Source organism: Zymobacter palmae (assembly GCF_003610015.1).
Classification (GTDB): Bacteria; Pseudomonadota; Gammaproteobacteria; order Pseudomonadales; family Halomonadaceae; genus Zymobacter; species Zymobacter palmae.
In genome coordinates, this window is sequence record NZ_AP018933.1 from 1,790,616 (window position 1) to 1,813,991 (window position 23,376).

General features: G+C 55.0%; 23 protein-coding genes. 4 read left to right on the forward strand and 19 right to left on the reverse strand.

Features of this window, described 5'->3' with window-relative positions; genetic code table 11:
- Positions 1 to 5 precede the first annotated feature (5 nt).
- The 19 genes from phnK to motA all read right to left on the reverse strand — a co-directional run bounded on the left by phnK (position 6) and on the right by motA (position 19,863).
- Positions 6 to 794 (reverse strand): phosphonate C-P lyase system protein PhnK, encoded by a 789-nt coding sequence (phnK, locus tag ZBT109_RS07950; RefSeq protein WP_027705460.1) that lies wholly within the window; start codon positions 792 to 794, stop codon positions 6 to 8.
- Positions 784 to 1,689 (reverse strand): alpha-D-ribose 1-methylphosphonate 5-phosphate C-P-lyase PhnJ, encoded by a 906-nt coding sequence (locus ZBT109_RS07955; protein ID WP_051523914.1) that lies wholly within the window; start codon positions 1,687 to 1,689, stop codon positions 784 to 786. The genes phnK and ZBT109_RS07955 overlap by 11 nt, the downstream gene beginning before the upstream one ends.
- A complete protein-coding gene (locus tag ZBT109_RS07960; protein WP_027705458.1) occupies positions 1,679 to 2,797 on the reverse strand; it encodes a carbon-phosphorus lyase complex subunit PhnI in 1,119 nt (372 codons plus the stop codon). The genes ZBT109_RS07955 and ZBT109_RS07960 overlap by 11 nt, the downstream gene beginning before the upstream one ends.
- A 1-nt stretch (position 2,798) precedes the next feature.
- Positions 2,799 to 3,380, reverse strand: a complete 582-nt coding sequence (phnH, locus tag ZBT109_RS07965; protein ID WP_027705457.1) for a phosphonate C-P lyase system protein PhnH — start codon at positions 3,378 to 3,380, stop codon at positions 2,799 to 2,801.
- A 2-nt stretch (positions 3,381 to 3,382) separates the two neighbouring features.
- Positions 3,383 to 3,829: a phosphonate C-P lyase system protein PhnG gene (phnG, locus tag ZBT109_RS07970; protein ID WP_027705456.1), complete on the reverse strand. Its 447-nt coding sequence runs from the start codon at positions 3,827 to 3,829 to the stop codon at positions 3,383 to 3,385.
- Positions 3,826 to 4,731, reverse strand: a complete 906-nt coding sequence (locus ZBT109_RS07975) for an NAD(P)-dependent oxidoreductase (RefSeq protein WP_027705455.1) — start codon at positions 4,729 to 4,731, stop codon at positions 3,826 to 3,828. The genes phnG and ZBT109_RS07975 overlap by 4 nt, the downstream gene beginning before the upstream one ends.
- Before the next feature lie 72 nt (positions 4,732 to 4,803).
- On the reverse strand, positions 4,804 to 5,949 hold the full coding sequence (aepY, locus tag ZBT109_RS07980) for a phosphonopyruvate decarboxylase (RefSeq protein WP_027705454.1): 1,146 nt from the start codon (positions 5,947 to 5,949) through the stop codon (positions 4,804 to 4,806).
- A 59-nt stretch (positions 5,950 to 6,008) separates the two neighbouring features.
- Positions 6,009 to 6,923, reverse strand: coding sequence for a phosphoenolpyruvate mutase (gene aepX, locus ZBT109_RS07985; protein WP_197714329.1), 915 nt, complete (start codon positions 6,921 to 6,923; stop codon positions 6,009 to 6,011).
- A gap of 938 nt (positions 6,924 to 7,861) precedes the next feature.
- Entirely contained in the window at positions 7,862 to 9,946 is a 2,085-nt protein-coding gene (flhA, locus tag ZBT109_RS07995; protein ID WP_027705451.1) for a flagellar biosynthesis protein FlhA, read from the reverse strand.
- Between the two features lie 34 nt (positions 9,947 to 9,980).
- Entirely contained in the window at positions 9,981 to 11,126 is a 1,146-nt protein-coding gene (flhB, locus tag ZBT109_RS08000; protein ID WP_027705450.1) for a flagellar biosynthesis protein FlhB, read from the reverse strand.
- 262 nt (positions 11,127 to 11,388) lie between these two features.
- The gene (locus tag ZBT109_RS08005; protein ID WP_027705449.1) at positions 11,389 to 12,072 is read right to left on the reverse strand and encodes a protein phosphatase CheZ; all 684 of its coding nucleotides are present in this window, start codon (positions 12,070 to 12,072) and stop codon (positions 11,389 to 11,391) included.
- A 105-nt stretch (positions 12,073 to 12,177) separates the two neighbouring features.
- The gene (gene cheY, locus ZBT109_RS08010) at positions 12,178 to 12,567 is read right to left on the reverse strand and encodes a chemotaxis response regulator CheY (protein WP_027705448.1); all 390 of its coding nucleotides are present in this window, start codon (positions 12,565 to 12,567) and stop codon (positions 12,178 to 12,180) included.
- Positions 12,568 to 12,657: 90 nt separating this feature from the next.
- Positions 12,658 to 13,758 carry a protein-glutamate methylesterase/protein-glutamine glutaminase gene (locus ZBT109_RS08015; RefSeq protein WP_051523912.1) on the reverse strand — a complete coding sequence of 367 codons (1,101 nt, stop codon included), beginning with the start codon at positions 13,756 to 13,758 and terminating at the stop codon, positions 12,658 to 12,660.
- Positions 13,759 to 13,797: 39 nt separating this feature from the next.
- Complete coding sequence (locus ZBT109_RS08020; protein ID WP_051523910.1) at positions 13,798 to 14,334, reverse strand: chemotaxis protein CheD; 537 nt, start codon at positions 14,332 to 14,334, stop codon at positions 13,798 to 13,800.
- A gap of 1 nt (position 14,335) precedes the next feature.
- Entirely contained in the window at positions 14,336 to 15,199 is an 864-nt protein-coding gene (locus tag ZBT109_RS08025; protein WP_027705447.1) for a CheR family methyltransferase, read from the reverse strand.
- 68 nt (positions 15,200 to 15,267) lie between these two features.
- A complete protein-coding gene (locus ZBT109_RS08030) occupies positions 15,268 to 15,789 on the reverse strand; it encodes a chemotaxis protein CheW (RefSeq protein WP_038278516.1) in 522 nt (173 codons plus the stop codon).
- A 90-nt stretch (positions 15,790 to 15,879) separates the two neighbouring features.
- A complete protein-coding gene (cheA, locus tag ZBT109_RS08035; RefSeq protein ID WP_027705445.1) occupies positions 15,880 to 17,901 on the reverse strand; it encodes a chemotaxis protein CheA in 2,022 nt (673 codons plus the stop codon).
- Positions 17,902 to 18,001: 100 nt separating this feature from the next.
- Positions 18,002 to 18,949 carry a flagellar motor protein MotB gene (gene motB, locus ZBT109_RS08040; protein WP_038278506.1) on the reverse strand — a complete coding sequence of 316 codons (948 nt, stop codon included), beginning with the start codon at positions 18,947 to 18,949 and terminating at the stop codon, positions 18,002 to 18,004.
- Positions 18,946 to 19,863, reverse strand: a complete 918-nt coding sequence (gene motA, locus ZBT109_RS08045) for a flagellar motor stator protein MotA (protein WP_324603182.1) — start codon at positions 19,861 to 19,863, stop codon at positions 18,946 to 18,948. Before motA ends, motB begins: the two co-directional genes overlap by 4 nt.
- A gap of 855 nt (positions 19,864 to 20,718) precedes the next feature.
- Here motA and flhD point away from each other — a divergent pair.
- The 4 genes from flhD (at position 20,719) to ZBT109_RS08065 (ending at position 23,154) form a co-directional block, all read left to right on the forward strand.
- On the forward strand, positions 20,719 to 21,084 hold the full coding sequence (gene flhD / locus ZBT109_RS08050) for a flagellar transcriptional regulator FlhD (RefSeq protein WP_051523906.1): 366 nt from the start codon (positions 20,719 to 20,721) through the stop codon (positions 21,082 to 21,084).
- Entirely contained in the window at positions 21,077 to 21,679 is a 603-nt protein-coding gene (gene flhC, locus ZBT109_RS08055; protein ID WP_038278504.1) for a flagellar transcriptional regulator FlhC, read from the forward strand. Before flhD ends, flhC begins: the two co-directional genes overlap by 8 nt.
- Before the next feature lie 29 nt (positions 21,680 to 21,708).
- Complete coding sequence (locus tag ZBT109_RS13850) at positions 21,709 to 22,089, forward strand: hypothetical protein (protein ID WP_170144701.1); 381 nt, start codon at positions 21,709 to 21,711, stop codon at positions 22,087 to 22,089.
- A gap of 306 nt (positions 22,090 to 22,395) precedes the next feature.
- Positions 22,396 to 23,154, forward strand: a complete 759-nt coding sequence (locus tag ZBT109_RS08065; protein WP_038279270.1) for a cyclase family protein — start codon at positions 22,396 to 22,398, stop codon at positions 23,152 to 23,154.
- The last annotated feature ends 222 nt before the right edge of the window (positions 23,155 to 23,376 follow it).

Here is a 23,376-nt window from a genome sequence, read left to right on the forward strand (position 1 = left end):
GCTGATTAGAGAACCGATGACACCAACAGCTGGGTATAGGGATGATGAGGATCATCCAGCACCCGGTCGGTCAACCCCTGCTCAACGACACGGCCACGCTGCATCACCAATAAGCGGTGAGATAGCAGGCGCGCGACGCCCAGGTCATGGGTCACGATCACGACAGCCAGCTGCATCTCGACCACCAGCGTGCGCAGCAGATCAAGCAGGCGGGCCTGTACGGATACGTCCAGTCCGCCGGTTGGTTCATCCATAAAAATCAGCCGCGGTCCCGTCACTAGATTGCGGGCGATCTGCAAGCGCTGCTGCATCCCCCCTGAAAAGGTGGTAGGCAGATCATCCACTCGGTTTTCCGGCAGCTCGACATTGCTCATCCATTTGAGCGCCTGCTTGCGGATATGCCCGTAATGGCGGTCGCCGACCGCCATTAGTCGCTCACCGATATTGCCACCGGCCGATACCGCCGCACGGAGGCCTGCCAGCGGTTGCTGCCAGACGATGCCCCATTCCGTGCGCATCAACAGACGCCGCTGACGTTCGGCAATGCTGTAGATCGACAAGGCCTCGCCGGTGCGCGACCGATACGTCACGCTACCTTGCTGAGGTTCTAGCCGTGCGGAAATGGCATTGAGCAACGTGGTCTTCCCTGACCCCGACTCGCCCACGATGCCCAGCACTTCACCAGGCCAGAGGTTGAAAGACACATCCTCAAACCCTTTGCCGGGAGCATAGAGGTGCGTCAGATGATCTACCGCCAGTACTGGCGCGTCTTCTGTCGTGCGGTCATGCGTCATGACTCACCTCCTTCTGCTGAGCCGCTAGCTGCTGATGGCAATAATCGGTGTCGGAACAGACGAACATGCGTTCGCCGTTATCGTCGATAACCACCTCATCCAAGAAGCTGGTGCGCGAACCACAGATAGCGCAGGGCTCATCCCACTGTTGGACAGTGAAGGGGTAATCATCGAAATCGAGACTTTCCACCCGCGTATAGGGCGGCACCGCATAGATACGCTTTTCACGCCCCGCCCCAAACAGCTGTAGCGCTGGCATCATGTTCATCTTCGGGTTGTCGAACTTAGGAATCGGCGACGGATCCATCACATAGCGGTCATTGACGCGCACCGGATAGGCATAGGTGGTGGCAATGTGGCCAAACCGCGAAATGTCTTCGTAGAGCTTGACGTGCATAACCCCGTACTCTTCCAGTGCATGCATGCGACGGGTTTCGGTCTCGCGCGGCTCAATAAAGCGCAACGGCTCAGGAATCGGCACCTGATAGACGATGATCTGGCCGTGCTGAAGCGGCGTTTCTGGAATGCGGTGACGGGTCTGGATCACCGTGGCATCTGCGGTGCTTTCCGTCGTTTCTACCTGCGCCACGGTTCGGAAGAAGGCGCGAATGGACACGGCATTGGTCGTGTCATCGGAGCCCTGGTCAATGACCTTCAACACATCGTCGGGGCCGATGATGCTCGCCGTGACCTGAATGCCGCCCGTTCCCCAGCCATACGGCATCGGCATTTCACGGCTGCCAAAGGGAATCTGATGGCCCGGAATGGCGATCGCCTTGAGAATCGCTCGGCGAATCATGCCCTTGGTGTCTTCATCCAGATAGGCATAGTTCCAGGCATCCGTTTCCGCACGCAGCGGCCTTGTCGAACGAGCGCGGACAGTTTCACTGCTCATGCTGATCCTCCCGGTCGCCCGTAGCGGCCTGATATTCCTGACGCAGACGTTTGAGCAATTCCAGCTCAGATTGAAAATCGACGTAGTGCGGCAGCTTGAGGTGGGAAACGAAGCCGGCCGCTTCGACGTTATCGACGTGAGACAGCACAAACTCCTCGTCCTGTGCCGGCCCCTTGACCTCGTCGTGGTACTCCGCCGACTGCAGCGCACGATCGGCCAGCGCGACCGAGATAGCCTTGCGTTCGGCGCGACCAAAAGCCAGCCCATAGCCGCGAGTGAAGTGCGGTGCCCCCTGGGCCGGCTTGATAAAGCCATTAACGGTTTCGCACTCGGTCAGCAGGATGTCGCCAATGTCGATTTCAAACCCAACCTCCTCAACCGTCAGCGATACCGTGACGTAGCCCGTCCGGATTTCTGTCACAAAGGGGTGATTGCGACCATAGCCACGCTGGGTGGAATACCCCAGCGACAGCAGGAAGCCCTCATCCCCCCGTACCAACTGTTGCAGACGCGCCGAGCGCGGAGCCGGGTAGCCCGGTGGCGTTACCGTGATGTCGACAGGATCGACATCGTCCACGGGTACCGGTGGCACCAAGCCTTGCTGCGCCAGAAAGTCGAACGCATGGCGCACGGCTTCATCGGCATCGGCCTGCGTGTCATCGGCCTGAGGTGAAGCCAACGGCGCGACGGGGGCTTCTCCTTCCGCCAGCAGCGAAAAGTCCAGCAGACGGTGGGTATAGTCATAGGTCGGGCCGAGCAGCTGACCGCCGGGCAGATCCTTGAAAATGGCCGAGACGCGCCGTTCAAGGCGCATCCGGGTGGTATCAAGCGGCTCACTTACTGCCCAGCGTGGCAGCGTCGAGCGATAGGCACGCAGCAGAAAGATTGCTTCGACCAGATCACCACTCGCCTGCTTGATGGCCAGTGCCGCCAGCTCACGGTCATACACGTTGCCTTCAGTCATAACGCGATCGACGGCCAGCCCCAGCTGCTGTTCAATTTGATCGCAGCCGATTTCTGGCACCGCCAGCGCACCGCGCCGACGGCAGGCCTGCAGCTGGTGAGCGGCCTTGATGGCCTGCTCACCTCCTTTCACAGCGACATACATATCAGCACTCCTCCACCTGCGTGGTTCTCGGAATCGCGATGAGCTCATCGCCCGACGTCACAATGACGTCGATGCCCAGCGGAAAGGCATGCGGGCGCGAACAGAGATAGCCTTCCAGCGCCAACGGCAGAACGGGCGAGATAACGCGATAGGTGCTGATACCGGGACCGGTCAGCATCAGCTCGTGGAAGCTGGTGAGCTGTTCGACATCGACGATCAGCGTCGCGGAGCGCTCAGGCGCTTCATCCGTACCGCAGAAGAACGCACTGGGATCACAGACACCCTCGCGGCCATTGAGCAGCGCGAACTGCGCCTCTTGCGGATTCGTCACTAATGGAGGGTTGGTGTGCAGCTTCAACAGCTGGATCAGCGCGTCATCGTCGAAGCTTGGGTCAATGAACAGTGGTGTGTCGTGACTGGTCAGCGTTAGCAGTACGGCGCTGGCGGCCGCACTTACCGTGTTGGTTCCGGCAACGTCAGGCACCTGTACTCGCGTGCCCGGCTCGCTCATCGCCACCGCTACACGACGGAAGCAGTGCTGAGTACCTATCACTGAATCGGAAAAACCATGTGCAACCGTCATGATCACTCTCCTCTTACTAGGGTGAAGAAGTTCACGCGGCTAGCCGCCACATCGTCGTGCTGGTGCGCGCGCTGTGCCTGCAACTGTTCATGCAAAGGGATAACGACCTTATCCCAGAGCCGCGCGGACACCTCTTCGGTCTGCAACAGGGCATCAAGCCAAGCACAGCGTTCGGCATGCAGACGGTTACGCCCGATCACATAGCTATAACCGCAGGTACCGTCTTTCAGCTGCACGGCCGCACGGCTGACGGTCATATCGCCTAACATGAAGCGCGCACCGGTCACTTCCATTCGCCCTTGCAGCTGTACCAATCCAATCTGAGTGGGGCGCAACAGCTGATAGTCGGGCTTGAGCTTCAGGGGCTTACACTGCCGCTCAAGCACATCCGCGCTGCTCTGTGCCAGTACCGCCATCCATTGGCGGCGTTCCCGCGTGAGACTGCTCATCGTTCCGCCCTCCGTGTGGATATACGCGTGAATTTCTCCAGTTGAGAAAAGCAGGCGGTCTGATCCTGAGGCTGTGATAACGCATCCTGTGTGCGGCTATAAACGTGGTAGCTATAGTTAAAAAAGCCGCTGCGCATCTTCTGCTGCTCAAACAACTGCTCGGCCAGTTCGAGGTCTTTGAGGCGGATGTCGATGGGCACCGCGACATGCGTGCGCGGGTGCAGATAGCGATCCAGCATCACATCCATGTAGATCGAGCGCCCGCGCCCCAGCGGCAGCGCTTTGCTCAGCACCTCACCGGAAAGGCCACTCTTCTCAGCCAGCAAGATAACCTCAGCGGCCACCAGCAGATGCACGGCTTCGCAGTAGTTGTTGATGACCTTCATAGACTGCGCCGTCGGGTTGCTCTCCATCATCACGAAATGGTCGGACAAACAGCCGATCACTCGGCGCGTCCGAGCAAGATCGTCAAGCGGCAGAGGGCCGACCCAAGCGGCTAACCGACCATTCAACGCCCCTTCTGGACCACCGGACACCGGGCATTCCACATAGGAAGCACCGTGTGACCGGAAGAACTTCTCCATCCACTGGCTCTCTTGAGGGCCAATCGTACTGGTGTTGAGAATGACGGGGCGTGAACGCGCCATCAGAGTTTCTATGTCGGGTAAATTAAATACATCACGGATGGCGTCAGCATCGGTCAGACACACAATGACGAGTGGACGGTCGTGACTAAACAACTCGGCCAGCGTTTCAACAACATCAGCCCCCATGGTGGCTAACGCTTGTGCCTTAGCGGTCGTGCGGTTGAAAATGCGTATAGGTTGATGGCAATGCAGCAGACGCATGGCGATAGCTCGCCCAAGCACGCCTACACCTACCAGCGAAACATGGTCTATCATGATGAGGTTCCTCGGTGATGCCGCATGCCTTGCGTAGGGCGCCGACATGCGGCAGTCAGATGTCCTCAGACATCAAGCCCCATGGCGTTCGGTCAGGAATGCCATGAATCCATCGCGGTTCTGTACCGGCGTCGTAGCGGGCCTTCCCAGCGCGCTGCGATGTCCGGTCCTACACCGCACCTCAATGAAATGACTGCCCTCCTCCGTCAGCGCTTGCTGCAGTACCGCTTTCAGCTCCGTCAGAGAATCGACCGTCGCAACCGATGGGTAGCCGCTGGTGCGCGCGATCTCGGCCAGGGTCAGCTGGCCTGCGGCAGTCGGTTGTCCACCAACGGATTCATGAGCCCCGTTGTTGATGACCACATGCACCAGTTCATCAACACGAGCGGCATTGGTTAAGCCACCCATGTGCATCAGCACGGCGCCGTCGCCATCCAGACACACCACACGATGCCCCAACCTTGAATGGCCAATACCCAGCGCAATCTGACTGGCCAGCCCCATGCCCCCTACGGTCAAAAAGTCACGCGCATGCCCTTCGTTACGTTGCTCTCGCAGCTCGTACAGTTCGCGCGACAGCATTCCTGTAGTGCTGACAATGGGGACATCGGAAGGCAACACGTCCAAGCAAGCGTTCACGGCCTCTTCGCGCAGAGGAAGCGTACTGTCAGGTGCGGACTGCTTGAGCCCACTCGCGGCGAAGGTGTTCTTGCGAATGACGAGCGCAACGGGGTGCTGGCATTGGCGGCTCTGTGCCAACAGCTTGTCTAGCGCTTCAAAAGGCAACGGATGGTCACCGTCCAACACAAGGTACGGGATATCCAGCACATCCAACTGCGCGAGCGTCACTCGTCCTTGCATGACATGCTGCGGTTCATCGTGGCGCTGCGTACCCTCTGGCAGCATTTCACCGCGCCAGCCGATGATGAACAGCATAGGAATGCCGTAAACATCCGACGACGCCAGTGAGCACACCGGATTGACGACGTTGCCCAGCCCCGAGTTCTGTAAATAGACGACCGGAATCTGCCCCGTGGCCAGATGATGGCCAATTGCCATTCCCGTCGCCGCGCCTTCGTTACTGGCCGTGAAGTGGCTCAGTTCATGGCGCGCGCCTAGCGTCAGGCACAGTTCTTTCAGCAAGGAATCCGGTACACCACTGAAGAACGTCAGCCCTCGTGCCACCAGCGCATTGATGAAGTCATCAGGATTGATCATTGTGTTTTCCTTGTCGGGCCAAAACTCACACGATAGAAACGATGCGATACCAGACCGGCTCAGCGCGTCCCCGGAATCAGATCAAGGATTTCCTTGATCGACATGCAGCGGTCTTCGACCTCTAGCGTGCGCCCGTACTGAAGAATGTCAGGCAGAATGGCCTGCATGGCGGGATAGGAGGCCCGCAGCATGTGGTTGGCGTAGATCACGATGTTGAAGCCGCCAGCGACCAGCTCATCAAACGTGATGTCGTTGAAACTGGTGGGCACGCAGACCAAAGGAATACGGGGGTAGCGCTCGCGGAAACGGCGCGCGAACTCAAGGATCTCATCAGGAGATTTAAGGCGGCTGTGAATCATGATGCCGTCAGCCCCAGCGTCGGCATAGCTGAAAGCGCGGGCCAATGCATCGTCCATACCGGCTTCAAGAATCAGACTCTCGATGCGCGCAATCAGCATGAATTCCGGCGTTACTTGAGCCGCCTTAGCCGCCCGGATCTTGGCACTAAACTCTTCGATTGAGGCCTGCGTCTGTGGCACTTCATTACCGAACAGCGAGTTTTTCTTAAGGCCCGTCTTGTCTTCGATGATCATGGCGGAGATACCGAGGTTTTCCGCCTCACGCACATGGTGGATCAGGTGTTCGGCCTGCCCCCCCGTGTCACCATCAAAAATGAGCGGCAGCGTGGTGACATCGAAAATTTCATTGATCGCATCGAAACGGTGATGCATATGCACCAACTCGGTATCGGGTTTGCCACGCAGCGTCGAGTCGGTCAGCGAACTCGACCAAAACCCATCAAAATGACGCGTTTCGCCATTAGCGTTAAATGCCGCTTTTTCGATCAACAATGCAGATAGCGGACTATGGGCTTCCATAATGCACAGCCCTTTCTTTTTCTGAAGTAGCTGGCGTAGCGCAGCACGGCGAGACCCCGGAGTGCGTCCCAAACCACTGTTACGTTGAGTATTCATGATAATAATCTCCATATTATTAACATATAACCAACATTTTAATGACGACAAAACGAGCAGATAGATCGCCACTTTCACTGCGCCACTCAGATGATAAAACCAGATATAAAATACATATTGGTTCAGCATCGCGTACTTTTTATGAGAAAATACATGACGGATGAAAAAGCAGTTCATCACTCTTCTTGCTTGCGTTACCGATAAAAAAACCGAACCTTAACAACAAGACAAGACATTGATATTAAAAGTAAATATCAGTAATTGCTGACAAATAACTCTCCATAACCGTTCGATAATCTATATATCAACAAAGATATATCAGCGATTATTTATATTGCTAGGTAGCGGCTATAAGGGAATAGCTATCTAAGCAGCAATATGTTTTGTCGACTTTGATATTTAAATCAAAAAGCAATGCTATCAACTGACAAAAAGGACAGGATACAAAAGTATAATTCCATATTTATCAAAAAGAAATTTATTTATACTTACTTATGCGACATAAAGTAGGCAACTGTACCTGGGTACATTACTTAAATATGAAAAAATATAATCAACCGGATACCAAACAGTTACACAATTAAAATACCGACAAAACAAATACACTTTAACTCATAATAACGCACAAAATCATCAATCTCCCCCAAAACAACATCATCATGTATACAAAATACACTAACAAGTAGTCCTCACTGATTGAAAAGAGACATAACATATTAAAATAATATACCAATTGTATGTAGCCATGGTTAATCAAGGAAAAATTAAGCCCGCCTATTCGCTTATTCGATAAAAAAATAAGGGAAGATAAAACAGTTAGCATAAAAACTCTCTCCGGCTGCCTTTTTATCAGGTGAAGAAGCGCACATCGGCCCAAAAAAAAGCTCCGCCGTAGCGGAGCTTTTTCATCCCGGCCCCGTTAGAGGCTGAATGAGGGATCAGTGACTGCCAATGATGGTGGCATAGCGCACGATGCGGTCGTCCGGAATTTCCGCTTGGGACAGAATGCCCAACTGCGGTATGCGGCGCAGCAGGAAATGCGCCAACAGTGGTCGCAGCAGCGGCGGTACAATCAGTACGATTGGCTCGCCGGCATTCTGCTGAGTTTCGACTGCCGCCTCTGCCCGTTCGATCAGCATATCGGCCAGCCCCGGCTCAAGGGCACTGCCGTTCTGCATCGCTTGGCTTAGGATGTGCTCTAGCTGTCCGTCCAGACCGATCACGTTCAGCGTCTTGTCGCTGCCAAACCAGTACTGGGTAATGGCCCCACCCAGCGCGGCACGCACTACCACGGTGAGTTCGTTGGGATCCTTGGTCTGCGCACTGTGCACCGCCAGCGTTTCAAGAAGAGTACGCATGTCGCGAATCGGTACTTCTTCACGCAGCAGGTTCTTCAGAATCTGCATCAGGATATCCAGCGTAATCGGCTTGGGTACAACATCTTTGACCAGCTCGGGAGCCGCTTCACTGACGCGGTCCAACAAGGCTTGTGTCTCGGTGCGGCCCAGCAGATCACCGGCATGGCGACGCATCAGATCGTTAAGGTGCGTTGCGATAACCGTGCTGGCATCGACCACTGTATAGCCGAGCAGCTGCGCACGGTTTTGTTCCTTCTCGGATACCCATGTAGCAGGCAATCCGAAGGCGGGGTCTTCCGTCGTCCGCCCATCTACGCTGCCGACAACACCGCCCGGATCAATCGCCAGCCATTCCCCCGGCCACGCCTCACCCTCACCCTTTTCAACACCGTTGAGCGAGATGCGGTACCCCTGCGGGGTCAGGTTAAGGTCATCCTTGATATGCACGACCGGCGGCAGAAAACCAATTTCTTGAGCGAACTTCTTGCGCACGTTGCGAATGCGGTTCAGCAGCTCGTTGCCTTGGTTCTTATCCACCAGCGTGATCAGGCGATAACCAATCTCCAGCGACAGCGGCTCAATGATCGACACATCCTTCCAACTGGCTTCGACGTTCTCGGGCGCCTTGGTGGCATTGGCTACTGCATCGCGCACCTCTTTCTTCTCTTCGGTAGGCGTGCGATGGGAAAGCCACCATGCCATGCCACACAACATGGCGGTAAACAGCAGAAAGACCAGCGTCGGCATACCAGGCACGATCCCCAGCAGCCCCATGACCCCCCCGGCCAGATACAGCACCTTGGGGTTGGTGAACAACTGGGACAGCAACTGCTGACCAACGTCCTGTTCGGTACGCACGCGCGATACCGTAACACCCGCAGCGGTCGAAATAACCAGCGCCGGAATCTGGGCCACCAGACCATCACCGATGGTCAACAGCGTATAGGTATGCGCGGCGGAACCGAAGTCCAGCGAGTGCTGGCCGACCCCGATCACCAGACCACCGATAATATTGATGATCATGATCATGATGCCGGCGATGGCGTCACCGCGGACGAACTTGCTTGCACCGTCCATGGAGCCGAAGAAGTCGGCTTCCTGACCGATTTCCTCGCGCCGCTTGCGCGCTTCTTTCTCGTTGATCAGGCCCGCATTGAGATCGGCGTCAATGGCCATCTGCTTACCCGGCATCGCATCCAGTACGAAACGCGCGCCGACCTCGGCAATACGTTCCGAACCCTTGGTGATAACCATGAAGTTGATGACGACCAGAATGATGAACACCACCATACCGACGGCGAAGTTACCACCGACGAGAAATTCGGCGAAGGCCTCGACCACTCGCCCGGCAGCGTCTTCACCCTCATGTCCATGCATCAAGATGACACGCGTCGACGCCACGTTGAGCGACAGTCGCAGCAGTGTGGAGAACAGCAGCACGGCCGGAAACGCCGCAAACTCCAGCGGCTTGGTCGTGAACATGCTGACCAACAGCACCATCACCGATAGCGTGATGTTGAAGGTAAAGAAGAGGTCCAGCACGAAAGGCGGTAGCGGCAGGATCATCATTGACAGGATCATGATGATCAACACCGGGCCGGCCAGCAGCTTCATCTGGCCGCCCGCCAGTGCAGAACCTCCGAGGAAGCGGTTCATGGTGATCATGCGTACTCAGCCTTCAGCATAATGATTGACAGGTTCATGAGGTCTGACTCCTGGTTTGAGGGTCCACCAGCTCTTCCGGAATATCGAAGTCCTGTGGCTCGTCTGGCATCTCGGTGCCATTGAGACGCGCCTGATCGAGGCGATAGACCCACGCCAACACTTCCGCGACGGCGGCATATAGCCCCTGCGGGATCTCATGCTCGAGATCGCAGTAGTGATAGAGAGAACGCGCCAGTGGTGGCGCTTCCAATACGGGAATGTCATGTTCAGCCGCGACTTCGCGGATGCGGAACGCCACCTCGTCGCTCCCTTTCGCCACCAGTATCGGGGCCGGCATGCCCTCCTGATAGCGCAGCGCCGCCGCATAGTGCGTCGGGTTGGTCACGATGACGTTGGCCGTCGGCACTTCCGCCATCATGCGCCGGCGTGCCATAGCCTGCTGCTGGCGAATCTTGCCTTTAATATGTGGGTCCCCTTCGGACTCCTTGTGCTCACGCTTGATCTCTTCCTTCGACATCTTCAGCTTCTTGAAATGGCTGTACAGCTGATACGGCACGTCTACGGCCACAACCGCGATAAAAGCCAGTACGCTCAGCACCACGCCCTGCGCAATCATTGACATCGCATCGATACAGGCACTGCCCACCGACAGGCTGGATAGCCCCAGCAGCCGATCACGGTGGGCGCGAATGAAGTACCACACCACCAGCCCGATCAACCCCGTTTTCAGTACGGCTTTGATCATCTCGGATAGCCCATGCATTGAGAACATGCGCTTGAGGCCGCTCAGCGGATTGAGCTTGGTGATGTCGGGCGTCAGGGATTTGGTCGTGAATACCCAGCCCCCCAGCAACATGGGAGCCAGCAGCGCCGTCAGGGTCAACGCGATCATAACGGGCATCATCGCCAGAGCACCGCCTACTAATAAGGAAGCGCAATGCTGGAGTGAAGCCGGCAGATCGAACAGCAACTGATGATCGAACTGCAAGCCCTTCATCATGACATCGAACAGATAACGGCTCATCCAGCCACTGCCGATCCAGAGGGTCGCGATACCAACGACCAACATGACGAAGCTGGACAGCTCCCTTGATCGGGCGATCTGTCCTTCCTCCCGCGCCTTTTCTATTCGTCGGGCTGTCGGGGCTTCTGTCTTGTCCTGTGCGCTGTTATCAGACATGCATATCCCTGGATCGCTGGACGAAATACGCAGCACGCGCTTTCGACCGTCAGCTCAAAGCGGATGGCCCGATACGTCAGAGGGAGACCGGAGTAATCCGTGGCTAGAGAGGCTGCTCAGCGCTCGCAATGAAGGGGGCGCTAGAGAGCAATGGGGATATGGTAGAGAGGTGTAAAGAGGAAGGAAGATAGAAAAAGATCGGAGTAACGTCGGCTGTTCCGACGATTACTCCGATGAACATCGTTTCCAACACGAGAACGTATCAGAAACCCAGACTGTCCAGCAGGTCGTCCACCTGCTGCTGGTTGGCCACGACTTCCTTGCCGTCCGCTTTGATAGCGGGACCGTTGAGCAGCTCGCTGCCATCCTTCTGCTCTTGTTCCTTTGCCTGCTGGCGTGCACGAACAAACTGTTCGCTCTTTTCAGGCGGAAGATAATCGAGCAATGCTTCGATCAGCTCTTTTTCCAAGGAGGTCATGGTCTCGATCATTTTCTTGACCAGCTGACCCGTAATGTCCTGGAACTCCTGCGCCATAATTACTTCCAGCAGCTTGGCATTGATCTCCTCTGACGCCGGAGGTACCTGCTGTAGGAACGCACGCGTTTCCTTCACCAAGTTCATGACCTGCGGGGTGTCGAAAGGACCATCGAACCAAGACTGCCAACGTAATTCGAGTTCACGGGCTTCCTCACCCATCTTCTCCTGCATCGGACGCGCGACTTCGATCGCTGACAGTGAACGGTTGGCAGCGCTTTCCGTCATGTTGGCGATATAGTTCAAGCGGTCGCACACATCGGGAATGGATTCAGAGGCGCGTCGCACCTCTTCCTCCAGCCCCAGCTCGCGCATACTTTCGTTCAGCAGGCGTGCCATGCGTCCAATGCGGCCCAGAAGCTCTGCAGCCTCTTTGTCACGCTCGTGAAGAGGTTTGTGCTCGTCGGCCATTGTTATCTCCGTATTGCCAAGGGCTGATCTCGCAACGATGTGCCGATCATCTGCTCATTCGGGCGAACAGTCCCGGCGAGCGGGCCCGCATTTCCCGACGTGGGACTACTTTCCGAGTTTCTCGAAAATCTTGTTCAGCTTTTCTTCCAGCGTGCCAGCCGTAAACGGTTTGACGACATAGCCGCTGGCGCCTGCCTGAGCCGCCTCGATGATGTTTTCTTTCTTGGCTTCCGCCGTCACCATCAATACGGGCAGGTGCTTAAGCTGATCGTCCTGACGGATCTGCTTGAGCATTTCTAGGCCATCCAGGTTCGGCATGTTCCAGTCGGATACGACAAAGTCGAAGCTGCCTTCACGCAGCTTGTTCAGTGCATCCACACCGTCTTCCGCTTCCTCGACGTTCGAGTAACCCAACTCTTTGAGCAGGTTACGCACGATACGACGCATGGTGGGGAAATCGTCGATAACCAGAAACTTCATGTTCTTGTCAGACATAGTGATCTCACATTGATCAGAGAATCCATGATCGATCCGCACCATTCATGACGCTGCTCCGCAGTCATCCACGATGGGCAGACCTGTCCATCAGATGCGGGGTTTATGCGCATTGCGCTCGAAATGACGCGCAATAGCATCTGTCATATCGTCCAATGCGACGATTTCATCAGCTGCGCCGATCACGGCCGCCTCACGAGGCATGCCATAAACGATGCAACTTTCTTCATCCTGAGCGAAGGTGTAAGCACCCGCCTGCTTCATACGCAGGAGTCCCTGTGCTCCATCCTTACCCATTCCTGTAAGAATGACACCGCAAGCGTTGCGGCCAGCGAACTGGGCCGCCGAGTCGAACAGTACATCGACTGAAGGACGATGACGGTTGACTGGTTCGCCTTCATCAAGATGGGCGATATAGTTGGCACCCGACTTCGCCAGCTTGAGGTGCGCATGCCCGGGCGCGATATACGCATGCCCCGGTAGAATACGCTCACCGTGCGTCGCTTCCGACACGGTCACTTCACACAGCCGATCCAGACGCTCAGCAAAGGAGCGTGTGAAGCCCGGCGGCATGTGCTGTGCAATCAAGATTCCCGGCGAGTTGCGCGGCATCAGTCGCAGCACACTGAGGATGGCTTCTGTGCCCCCTGTGGAAGCGCCGATAAACAGCAACTTCTCACTGGAAATCATCGGCACCGTGCGTGCTTTGGGCGCTGCCGCTTGGCTGCCGCCGTGCGCCAGTGCCTGAGGGCGAGACAGACGAGCCTGCGATGCCGCACGGATCTTCTCAGCCAGAAGCTCGCTGTATTCCTGCATGCCTTCGCGGATACCGACGGTCGGCTTGGGCAGGAAATCGACGGCACCCAGTTCAAGTGCCTTCAGCGTAATCTCGGAACCCCGTTGGGTCAGAGAAGACACCATAACTACCGGCATCGGGCGCAGGCGCATCAGGCGCTCAAGGAAATCGAGCCCATCCATACGCGGCATTTCGACGTCGAGCGTCAGGACGTCCGGGTCCAGCCGCTTAATCATTTCACGGGCAATCAGTGGATCAGGGGCGGCCCCTACTACTTCCATATCCGGCTGTTCATTGATCTGTGCAGTCAACAGCTGGCGCATCAGCGCCGAATCATCGACGCACAGTACGCGTATCTTTTTGCGGCCGGAAGCCGCGCTGGCTACTAAGTTCATCCTTCCTTCTTCCTGAAATGACAAAAAGATTCGAAGCCATTACCTGCCTTCGTCCGACTGCCGTTGGGTATGCACCATCCTTAGCATCTTCACTTGCCCAGAATCACTGAAGAAGAGCAGGCGGCGGGCATCTCTCCCGCCAACATCCTTGGCCTGACAGTTCAGGCCTTGTTCGGCCAGAAAACGGTTTGCCGATGCAATATTCATCTCACCGACGCGTAGCGTAGATGAGGCTCTGAACCCTTGAGCCCCGCCAAACACCTTGGCCACCAGACGACTCTTGATGGCCCCTGCGTTCAGCAGGCCTTCCAACACACAGGTCATGGCGGGCCAGCCATAACGAGTGAAGATAGGTTCGTTATCCTTGGGATGATCGGGCAGCATGAAATGGTTCATACCGCCAATCTTCAAGACGGGGTCAAACAGACACAGCGATACGCAGGATCCCAATACCGTCGCTAGCAGTTCCTGTTCCAATGCGATGTAGTATTCGCCCGGCAGGAGCTTGATAACGTGGCGTTCATAACGGTTATCAAAAAAGGATGTCGAGGCCTTGCGGTATTCACCGACCACCATGTTATTTATCCAATCTGCGATAGACCGTATTGCGAATGAGCTTCATCTTGCGGGTCTGCGCACTGAAGTTCTCGGAATGCCCAGCAAAGAAAAGCCCACCTGGGGCCAATAGATCCGCAATACGATCCAGCAACTGTGTCTGTGTCTCATGATCGAAATAGATCATGATGTTGCGACAGAAAATGATGTCGAACGGGCCTTTCATGCTCCACTGCGCGTCCAGCAGGTTCAGCCGCTTGAACTCGATCAGTTCGTTCAGCTCACGTGAAACACGAACCAGTCCCGCCTTGTCGCCTTTACCCCGCAGGAAAAAGCGACGAAGTCGAGCCTCCCCCACGCTGCGGGCCCCCTCTAGCGGGTAAACCCCTTGGCGCGCCTTGCTCAGCACCTGCGTGTCGATATCCGTCCCGATCACCGTAGCCTGTGCCGCTGCCGGACCCAGCGTCTCGTACAGCGTCATACCGATGGAGTACAGCTCTTCTCCTGTCGATGCTGCGCAGCTCCAGATGCGCGGAGCATGCTTCAGCGTCTTCACGTATTCCGCCATGACATCGAAGTGCTGCGCTTCGCGAAAGAAGGACGTCAGGTTCGTTGTCAGTGCGTTGGTAAAGGCTTCCCATTCATCACTATTGGGACGTTGAAGGAGCGCAAGATAATCCTTGAATCGCGTCATGCCATAATGACGAAGACGACGAGCCAGCCGTGAATACACCATTTCTTTCTTATGCGGTGCTAATGCAATCCCCGCATGGCGATGGATCAGCGCACAGATAGTCTGAAAATCTTGATCCGTCATCTGCAGATCGCGATTTGCCACACCCCCTGTGCCGGCCTCCGCCGCCTGTGCAACGGCGCTCTTAAGCATGCTTAACGCTCCATGTTCGTTGATATGCACTGTATGAGGGTGCTGATGCCTTCAGCACCCATGCTGCGTCATACAGCCAGATCTCTACCTTCTTCTACAATGTTTTCGACGAGCGCCATTTCACGGCTGCTCATCAGTTTCTCAATGTCCAACAGCACCAGCATGCGCTCTTCCACACTTGCCAGACCGTGAATGAACTCGGTGGACATGGCACCGCCGAAATCCGGTGCCGGACGCACGTCGTTGACGTCGATCATCAGTACGTCGCTAACGTCATCGACCACCGCACCCACGATGCGCTTGCCGATGTTGAGCACAATAACGACGGTACGGTGATCGTATTCCGCCTTCTGTAGTGCGAATTTGATGCGCAGATCGACGATGGGGACGATGATCCCGCGCAGGTTGGTCACCCCTTTAATAAAGTCGGGAGCACCTGCAATGCGCGTGATGTTGTTGTAACCACGGATTTCCTGCACACGCAGAATATCGATGGCATATTCTTCATCACCAAGCCGAAAGCTCAGATATTCACGATGCCTGTCTTCACCGCCGTTCTCCAACAGATGATTGACTGAGGCGTTGTTCAGATCTACGGACTGATCGCTCACGATCCTTGACTCCATTAGTGATTGGGATCGACCCGACAAGCCAGGCCGATCTCAGGGGATTGAGTGGCCCTATGGGCGACCTTCACTTTGATTGAGCGCTTCAAGCTCTTGGGCAATGGTCGCAATCCCGAGGCGGGACAGCGCCACCAGATCAAGGATCAGGGCGACACGACCATCCCCCAGAATCGTGGCAGCCGATACGCCTTCAACGCGGCGATAGTGCGTTTCAAGGTTCTTGACCACGACTTGGCGTTGACCCAGCAACTGATCGACCAACAACACAAAGTTGGTACGGTCAGCCTGAACGACGATACCGATGGTTTCCTTGATATCGTGCTGGGCATCTGGAATTTCGAAGATATCGGCCAGATTAAGCAGCGGCAGATACTCGCCGCGAATCTTGATGACCTGTTTGCCACCGGCCATCATCTTCACGTCTTCAGACGCAATCTGGATCGATTCAGCGATAGCGTTGAGCGGCAGGATGAACGTTTCTTCACCGCTCTGAATTAGCATGCCGTCGAGAATAGCAAGGGTCAGCGGCAGCAGGATGCGTGTCGTGGTGCCTTGGCCTTGCTTGGACGAGATGCTGACGTGGCCGCCCATATTGGTGATGTTACGACGCACCACATCCATGCCGACCCCGCGGCCTGACAGGTCGGTGATCTTCTCGGCCGTCGAGAAACCGGATGCAAAGATCAACTGCCAGACATCGTCATCGGGCATGTTATCGTTGACATCCATGCCGTTGCTGCGCGCCTTGTCGAGAATCTTCTCGCGGTTAAGGCCCGCACCGTCATCGCTGATTTCGATGACAATGTGTCCGGCCTTGTGATAGGCCGCCAGCTTCAGATGACCAGCCGGTGATTTGCCCGCTTCAATACGTTTTTCTGGCGTTTCGATACCGTGGTCGAGACTGTTGCGCACCAAGTGAGTCAAGGGGTCGACGATACCTTCGATCAGTCCCTTATCCAGCTCGGTGGAATGCCCGACAGTTTCCAGCTCGACTTCTTTACCCAGTTTTTTGGCGTTATCACGAACCAAGCGCGGGAAACGGTTAAAGACCGAATCCATTGGCATCATGCGCACAGACATCACAGCTTCCTGCAGATCGCGTACGTTGCGCTGCAGCAGGCTTGCGCCGTTGACCAGCTGGGAATGTTCCATCTGATCGAGATGACTGGCCGACTGTTCGAGCATGGCCTGCGTGATAACCAGCTCGCCGACCAGGTTGAGAATTTGGTCGATCTTGTCGGTGGCGACCCTAAGCGTCGAGCTTTCAGTGCGCTTACCGCCTTCCTTCTTACCGCCCGCGGCCGGTGCCGCTTTGGGCGCAGCAACGACAGAAGCAGCCGATGCTTCTTCTTTCTTAGTCTCGACAGCTGGCGCTTCCGCCTGGCTCTCGGCCACGATCTCCATCTGAGCCGCATCAAGAATGAAGCCCAGCACCGCTTCGATGTCATCGGCAGAAGACGTGGTGACCAGCTGCAGTACCAACTGCTGCTCCGATGCTTCGCGCACGGAGACATCGCCAAAGAGCGCCAGCTCTTCTTGCAGCGACGCACGGTCCTTTTCCGCCACATCCTTCAGCGTAATGGCAAACTGTGTCATGCCGCTGGCCGCTGCCGGAGCAGGTACCGAAGCATCCTGAGACGCAGGCTCGGACGCCAGCGGTGCTAGAACGTCACCCTTGACGTCCCCACCGGCCATGCGTGCGGCCAGTTCCTTGAGTTCGCTGCGCACGCTGGCTACTTCTTCGGCATCGGGCGCTTCTTCATTGGCGTAGCAGTCCAGCAGCATAGCCAAGTGGTCACGGACCGACAGGATGGTGTCCACGGCTTCGCGATCTAGGAACATCTCCGCGTGGCGAACCCCATCCAGCAGGTTCTCCAGCAGGTGAGTCGTGACCTGAAGGTCTTCGAAACCGAACGTGGACGCACCACCCTTGATGGAGTGAGCGGCACGGAAGATAGCTGCCAGCGCTTCAGGATCGGGAGCATCGACATCAAGCTCCATCAGCAGCGTTTCCATTTCATCCAGAAGCTCTCGAGCCTCATCGAAGAAGGTCTCGTGAAATGCTGAAAAATCCATCGGCATACCTGTAGCAAACGAGTGAGCAGATTCAGAGTGCGGGACACCCCGCACCTGCCATGAGTTGTATATCGGAAAGAGTGTGAAAAACTGTCAGGTTTTATTGAGGCTTGACAGGTGTGGGCTGCGCTTCGGGGGCCTTGGCCGCGTCACTGGCCGCAGAGTGCTGTTCGGCATTAAGCACCGACATCGCCGTCGTGCCACCGCCGTTGTCCTGAATGACCTTGTTTTCACTGTCGATCGAGCGGCGCGCCGACTCGCTCAGCAGTACGATGCTGATGCGACGGTTCATAGGATCGTTGGCCTTGTCGCCCAAGTTCATGGTGGCCGCATGCCCCGTCACACGAATAAGCTGGTCAGCGCTGAACCCGGCCTTGACCAGTTCTCGACGGGCCGCGTTGGCGCGATCGCTGGACAATTCCCAGTTGCTGTAGCCACCAAGCCCCGTTACGAATGGCATGTTGTCGGTATGGCCTGAAATGGTGATGCCATAGGGCGCTTTGTTGAGAAACGGCGCCAGTTCATCCAACACATGGGCTAGGCGCGGCACGACATCAGCACTGCCGATACGGAACATCGACTGCTGCGAGTCGTCCAGAATCTGGATGCGCAGTCCCTCTTCCGTCATATCCACCTTGAGCTGAGCACCGAGTGCGGCCAGCGTCGGGTTCTGACGCACCAATGACTGCAGCTGATCACGCGCAGCGCGCAGCCTTGACGTTGATGCGGTAGCGGAAAAGACCTTTTCGCCCGCAGCACGGCGCACTTCGCCATCCGCATGACGAGGGTCATCACCCCCGCCAGGAATGGCACTATCACTTGCCGACATCTTGTCGCCAGAGGCGAAGGATATGGACGTCGGATGGCGAAAGTATTCCGTGATGCCTTCCAACTGAGCCTTACTGGTCCCGGCCAACAACCACATGACCAGGAAGAAGGCCATCATGGCGGTCATGAAGTCAGCGTAAGCGATCTTCCAGCTGCCGTGGGCGCCATGCCCACCCTTCTGGACCTTCTTGATGACGACTGGACGGGAGGATTTGCTCATGACCGTTTACTCTTCGCTTCACGAACGTGTTCTTCCATCTCTTCAAAACCAGGACGTTCCGTTTCGAAGAGCACCTTACGGCCGAACTCGATAGCGATCTGCGGCGCATAACCATTGAGGTTGGCCAGCAACGTCACCTTGATGCATTCAAGGATCTTGGCAGCTTCATGCGCTTGCTGCTGAGCACGCGAAGATAGAGGCGTCAGGAAGCCATACGAGATCAGGATCCCGAGGAAGGTCCCCACCATGGCGCTTGCCACTAGCGGCCCTACCTGCTCGGGGGTCAGACCTTCGGCACTGAGTGCGTGAACCACACCCATGACAGCCGCGACAATACCGAATGCCGGCATGCCATCCCCCATCGCCGCCAGACTATGCGCGGGTTCTTCCGCCTCCTTGAGAAACGTTTCGATCTCAAGATCCATCAGCGACTGCATCTCGAAGGCATCCATGTTGCCGGTTACCATCATGCGCAGGTAATCGACGATGAATTCCATGATGAGGTGATCGTTGAGGATATCGGGATAGTGACGAAACACTTCGCTATCCTTGGGAGACTCGATGTCCTTTTCGATCGACATCATGCCTTCCTGACGCGCCTTGGCCAGCAGCAAAAACATCAGTGCCAGCACATCCTTGAACATCGCCTTGCTGTAGCGCGTACTCTTGCGCAGCATCGGCAATGCCGCCAGCGTCGCCTTGATGGAGTTACCACTGTTGGCAGCCACGAACGCCCCCACCCCTGCCCCAAAGATGATGAGAAACTCTGTGGGTTGAACAAGGATCGCCAGATGACCGCCAGCGAGCGAGTACCCGCCTAAAACACACCCTAGAATGATGATATAACCGACCAGTATGAGCACGAGGAACCCTGCCTGCTTGGTTGTTGATGACTGGTATTTGTAACGGCTCACCGCATCAAAACTTGAACAGGCATACGGATTAAAAAATCAAGGCGGGCAAGGCAAGAAGGCCTTGTGATTCGAGGCTCTACGCCAGCTGTCACAGCGCAGTACGGATGTTACACAGCAAGTTCTCTACAGAAACACTCACGAACATTTTGTAACGATAGAAACATATCAAGCCCCATCCCAAATGTGCAACCACGCCCTCCAGCGCCTAAATGATTCGCCTAAAGTAGCGTGATTACGGGGCCTCCAGCCCTGAGAACTGATCATAAAAACAGTGCAAAAAAGAGGCGCTAGCACACCTGACCAAGCTTTCCAGACAACTATTCAGCGAATAGCGCCTTTTTTCAGCGCCTTTTCATCTTGCACTTTTCACATATTTAAAAAAGGGAAACCCCTTTTTGCCCCAATATCACTTCATTATCGTCAACTAAACCAACACCTTTAGCGCTACCTGTCTAAAACGACACAAACACATAACTAAATGAAAATTAATGAATAATATAGACAGCCTTCATTGTTAATCTAATGAAAACGGTAGGTTTTTGCCATCTATACACTGTCAAGTTGACCTAAAGTCAAAACGTGCACAATTTACACGTTTCATGCACAAATCAGCATTGATGCCATAACATCGCATATTCGTGCCTGTTCCATTCTTTTTTAAAACCCCCTAGAATGCGATCCATGTAAAGCGTATTTCCAAAAAGTGGAACTTCTTTACATTAATTAACAAAAGAGCCGTCGGGGCTGACACCCCACGACAGCCAGAAGTACGGAACCACAAGAACGCTGATGGTGCTGACGACAAAGCACCGCGCTCCACGGAAGTGGCGCTGACACATTCAAGGGTAAATTGACATGACACACGGCATTACCGACGATGAACTGCTCGGAGAAATCCGCAGCCTCAACCTTTCCTACCTGCTCCTCGTGCAGCGCCTGCTGCAAGCGGATGAATCCATGGCGATGTTAAGGCTGAAGATCGATGCCGACATGGCAGAAGCACTGGGCAAGGCACCGGTATCTCGCCTTGCGAAGCTCGCAAACTCAAACCAGCTGCTGTGCCAACTGTCACTGCATAATGCACAGACCTTCTCACAACTGACGGACGACACGCTTCACGAAGACGTACAGCGTGCGCATGCCGCCATCCTGCTGGCAGCACAGAAGACATCTGCCATCACTCCATCTGTTGTTCAGGGACGCAGCAAACAGCATGGCTAAGGAAAAGAGCTTGCTGGATGAAATGCGCCAGATCCAGCTAGCGATCGAACTGATCGAACTAGGTGCGCGCTTACAGGTGTTGGAAACAGAAACCAACATCAGTCGTGGTCGACTCATCCGACTGTACAAAGAGATTCATGGAGCGTCGCCGCCCAAAGGGATGCTGCCGTTCTCGACCGACTGGTTTGTGACCTGGCTACCCAACATCCATTCGTCACTGTTCTACAATTTTTATCGCGCCATCCGAGAACAGTCAGGACTGGAACGCATGCCGGCTATCGTGAAGAGCTACAAAATGTATCTCGAACAGATATCCCTGCTTGAAGATTCCACTCCCGTGTTGGGACTGACGCGTGCATGGACACTCGTGCGCTTCTTCGAAAACGACATGATGCAAATGTCAACATGTACGCGTTGCAATGGCCATTTCGTGGCACATGCACACAGCCTAGACCACAACTATGTCTGCGGCATCTGCAACCCGCCCTCGCGCGCCGGCAAAACACGCCGTGCCGCAGAGCGCGCCCGCCGCAAAGCCGCGGGTGACACGATGCACAAGGCTGTCGCGAGCGAAAGCGTTTCCCGGCTCAACTAAAATAGTCGGCCAATGAAGAACCCCAGCGTTTGCTATTTTTCATAGTGAATTCTGGGGTTCTCGCTTTCCGCTTTCCGCTTTCCGCTTTCCGCTTTCCGCTTTCCGCTTTCCGCTTTCCGCTTTCCGCTTTCCGCTTTCCGCTTTCCGCTTTCCGCTTTCCGCTTTCCGCTTTCCGCTTTCCGCTTTCCGCTTTCCGCTTTCCGCTTTCCGCTTTCCGCTTTCCGCTTTCCGCTTTCCGCTTTCCGCTTTCCGCTTTCCGCTTTCCGCTTTCCGCTTTCCGCTTTCCGCTTTCCGCTTTCCGCTTTCCGCTTTCCGCTTTCCGCTTTCCGCTTTCCGCTTTCCGCTTTCCGCTTTCCGCTTTCCGCTTTCGTCAGCAGTATAAAAAACTCTCTCTCCCCTGCTGCAAGTGACGCACTCTCAATCGAACCGACTTTTCTGGCTCTCGGAAACTGCCGCCCTTCCTTTTCAATCATCATGAGGCATCCGCAAACTTCTGCTAGCTCATGGGATACCTGAGCACGCTATGCCGAAAGTACCTATGCATGGCGCGATAAATTCTTTTCCACAAAGCACTATCGCAGCATTATTTCTCTATAAAATCAATGCAATGCACCTTGGTATTCGTTTTTGAGCGAGAAGTACACGCCCTCACCTATATGTGCTACTGTCTTACGGACGTGATATTTTAAATAATAAGGCATAAGGAATGAATAATAATGGCCACCACTAATTCCAACGCAGCCTCGCTGGCGCAGGCCGTCCAGTTTCTTAAATCCTGCAAGTGGGTCGATCTAACTCACGAAGTGACAAGCTCGTCACCCATATTCGCTGCCTTCAATCCGCCACAAAGAAAGACACTATTTACCGTAGAAAAAGATGGGTTTTTGGCTTACGAAATTTCTCTCTGCACACCGACGGGCACTCACGTCGATGCACCCGCACATTTTATAAATAACGCGCCACTACTCAATGAAATTAATATAAAAGACCTGTTGCTGCCGATGCATGTTATTCATAAGGAAGCACAGGTCATAAACAACCACGATTATAAATTATCGGTAGACGATATCATTGAGTATGAAACACAGCATGGTCGAATTCAGGAAGGGTCTTTCGTTGCCTTTTCAAGCGGCTGGTCTCAACGCTGGGACACGCCCGAAGCGTTCTATAACATCGACGAAAACGGGCATGCACACACGCCCGGCTGGTCGATGGAAGCCCTCGAATTTCTGGTAAAAGAGCGAAAAATAGCCGCTATTGGCCACGAAACACTGGATACAGATGCAGCACAGGATGCTCAAGAGAAAGGCTTTCTGTTTGCGGAACACTATGTCTTGCAGCAACATTTATGGCAGGCAGAAGTGCTCAATCACTTGGATCAAGTGCCGGCAGTGGGTGCCTTTATCCATGTCAATTTCCCCAACTTTGAAGCACTGCCCAGCTTCCCTGCTCGCATTGTAGCGTATCTTCCTTAGAGCACGCTAAGACTACACTTTAAGGCGATACACCACATATAAAAAGAATACCGTATCGCCTTTCTATAACCATATAAAATCATCCCATATATTAACTCCAAAGACAATTAATAACTCATGTCGCGACAACACTTCACAACAAGAACACTATAAATACACTCATTAACTAAAAAATAGAGATAAAAAAGATCCAGCGCATAAAGGGTCCACTGGATCTTTTTT

What these genes read in the sequence shown, in the direction of transcription:
- phnK (WP_027705460.1), bottom strand. Translation starts at nt 794, where the DNA reads ATGACGCATGACCGCACGACAGAAGACGCGCCAGTACTGGCGGTAGAT.
- ZBT109_RS07955 (WP_051523914.1), bottom strand. Translation starts at nt 1,689, where the DNA reads ATGAGCAGTGAAACTGTCCGCGCTCGTTCGACAAGGCCGCTGCGTGCG.
- ZBT109_RS07960 (WP_027705458.1), bottom strand. Translation starts at nt 2,797, where the DNA reads ATGTATGTCGCTGTGAAAGGAGGTGAGCAGGCCATCAAGGCCGCTCAC.
- phnH (WP_027705457.1), bottom strand. Translation starts at nt 3,380, where the DNA reads ATGACGGTTGCACATGGTTTTTCCGATTCAGTGATAGGTACTCAGCAC.
- phnG (WP_027705456.1), bottom strand. Translation starts at nt 3,829, where the DNA reads ATGAGCAGTCTCACGCGGGAACGCCGCCAATGGATGGCGGTACTGGCA.
- ZBT109_RS07975 (WP_027705455.1), bottom strand. Translation starts at nt 4,731, where the DNA reads ATGATAGACCATGTTTCGCTGGTAGGTGTAGGCGTGCTTGGGCGAGCT.
- aepY (WP_027705454.1), bottom strand. Translation starts at nt 5,949, where the DNA reads ATGATCAATCCTGATGACTTCATCAATGCGCTGGTGGCACGAGGGCTG.
- aepX (WP_197714329.1), bottom strand. Translation starts at nt 6,923, where the DNA reads ATGAATACTCAACGTAACAGTGGTTTGGGACGCACTCCGGGGTCTCGC.
- flhA (WP_027705451.1), bottom strand. Translation starts at nt 9,946, where the DNA reads ATGATCACCATGAACCGCTTCCTCGGAGGTTCTGCACTGGCGGGCGGC.
- flhB (WP_027705450.1), bottom strand. Translation starts at nt 11,126, where the DNA reads ATGTCTGATAACAGCGCACAGGACAAGACAGAAGCCCCGACAGCCCGA.
- ZBT109_RS08005 (WP_027705449.1), bottom strand. Translation starts at nt 12,072, where the DNA reads ATGGCCGACGAGCACAAACCTCTTCACGAGCGTGACAAAGAGGCTGCA.
- cheY (WP_027705448.1), bottom strand. Translation starts at nt 12,567, where the DNA reads ATGTCTGACAAGAACATGAAGTTTCTGGTTATCGACGATTTCCCCACC.
- ZBT109_RS08015 (WP_051523912.1), bottom strand. Translation starts at nt 13,758, where the DNA reads ATGAACTTAGTAGCCAGCGCGGCTTCCGGCCGCAAAAAGATACGCGTA.
- ZBT109_RS08020 (WP_051523910.1), bottom strand. Translation starts at nt 14,334, where the DNA reads ATGGTGGTCGGTGAATACCGCAAGGCCTCGACATCCTTTTTTGATAAC.
- ZBT109_RS08025 (WP_027705447.1), bottom strand. Translation starts at nt 15,199, where the DNA reads ATGCTTAAGAGCGCCGTTGCACAGGCGGCGGAGGCCGGCACAGGGGGT.
- cheA (WP_027705445.1), bottom strand. Translation starts at nt 17,901, where the DNA reads ATGGATTTTTCAGCATTTCACGAGACCTTCTTCGATGAGGCTCGAGAG.
- motB (WP_038278506.1), bottom strand. Translation starts at nt 18,949, where the DNA reads ATGAGCAAATCCTCCCGTCCAGTCGTCATCAAGAAGGTCCAGAAGGGT.
- flhD (WP_051523906.1), top strand. Translation starts at nt 20,719, where the DNA reads ATGACACACGGCATTACCGACGATGAACTGCTCGGAGAAATCCGCAGC.
- flhC (WP_038278504.1), top strand. Translation starts at nt 21,077, where the DNA reads ATGGCTAAGGAAAAGAGCTTGCTGGATGAAATGCGCCAGATCCAGCTA.
- ZBT109_RS08065 (WP_038279270.1), top strand. Translation starts at nt 22,396, where the DNA reads ATGGCCACCACTAATTCCAACGCAGCCTCGCTGGCGCAGGCCGTCCAG.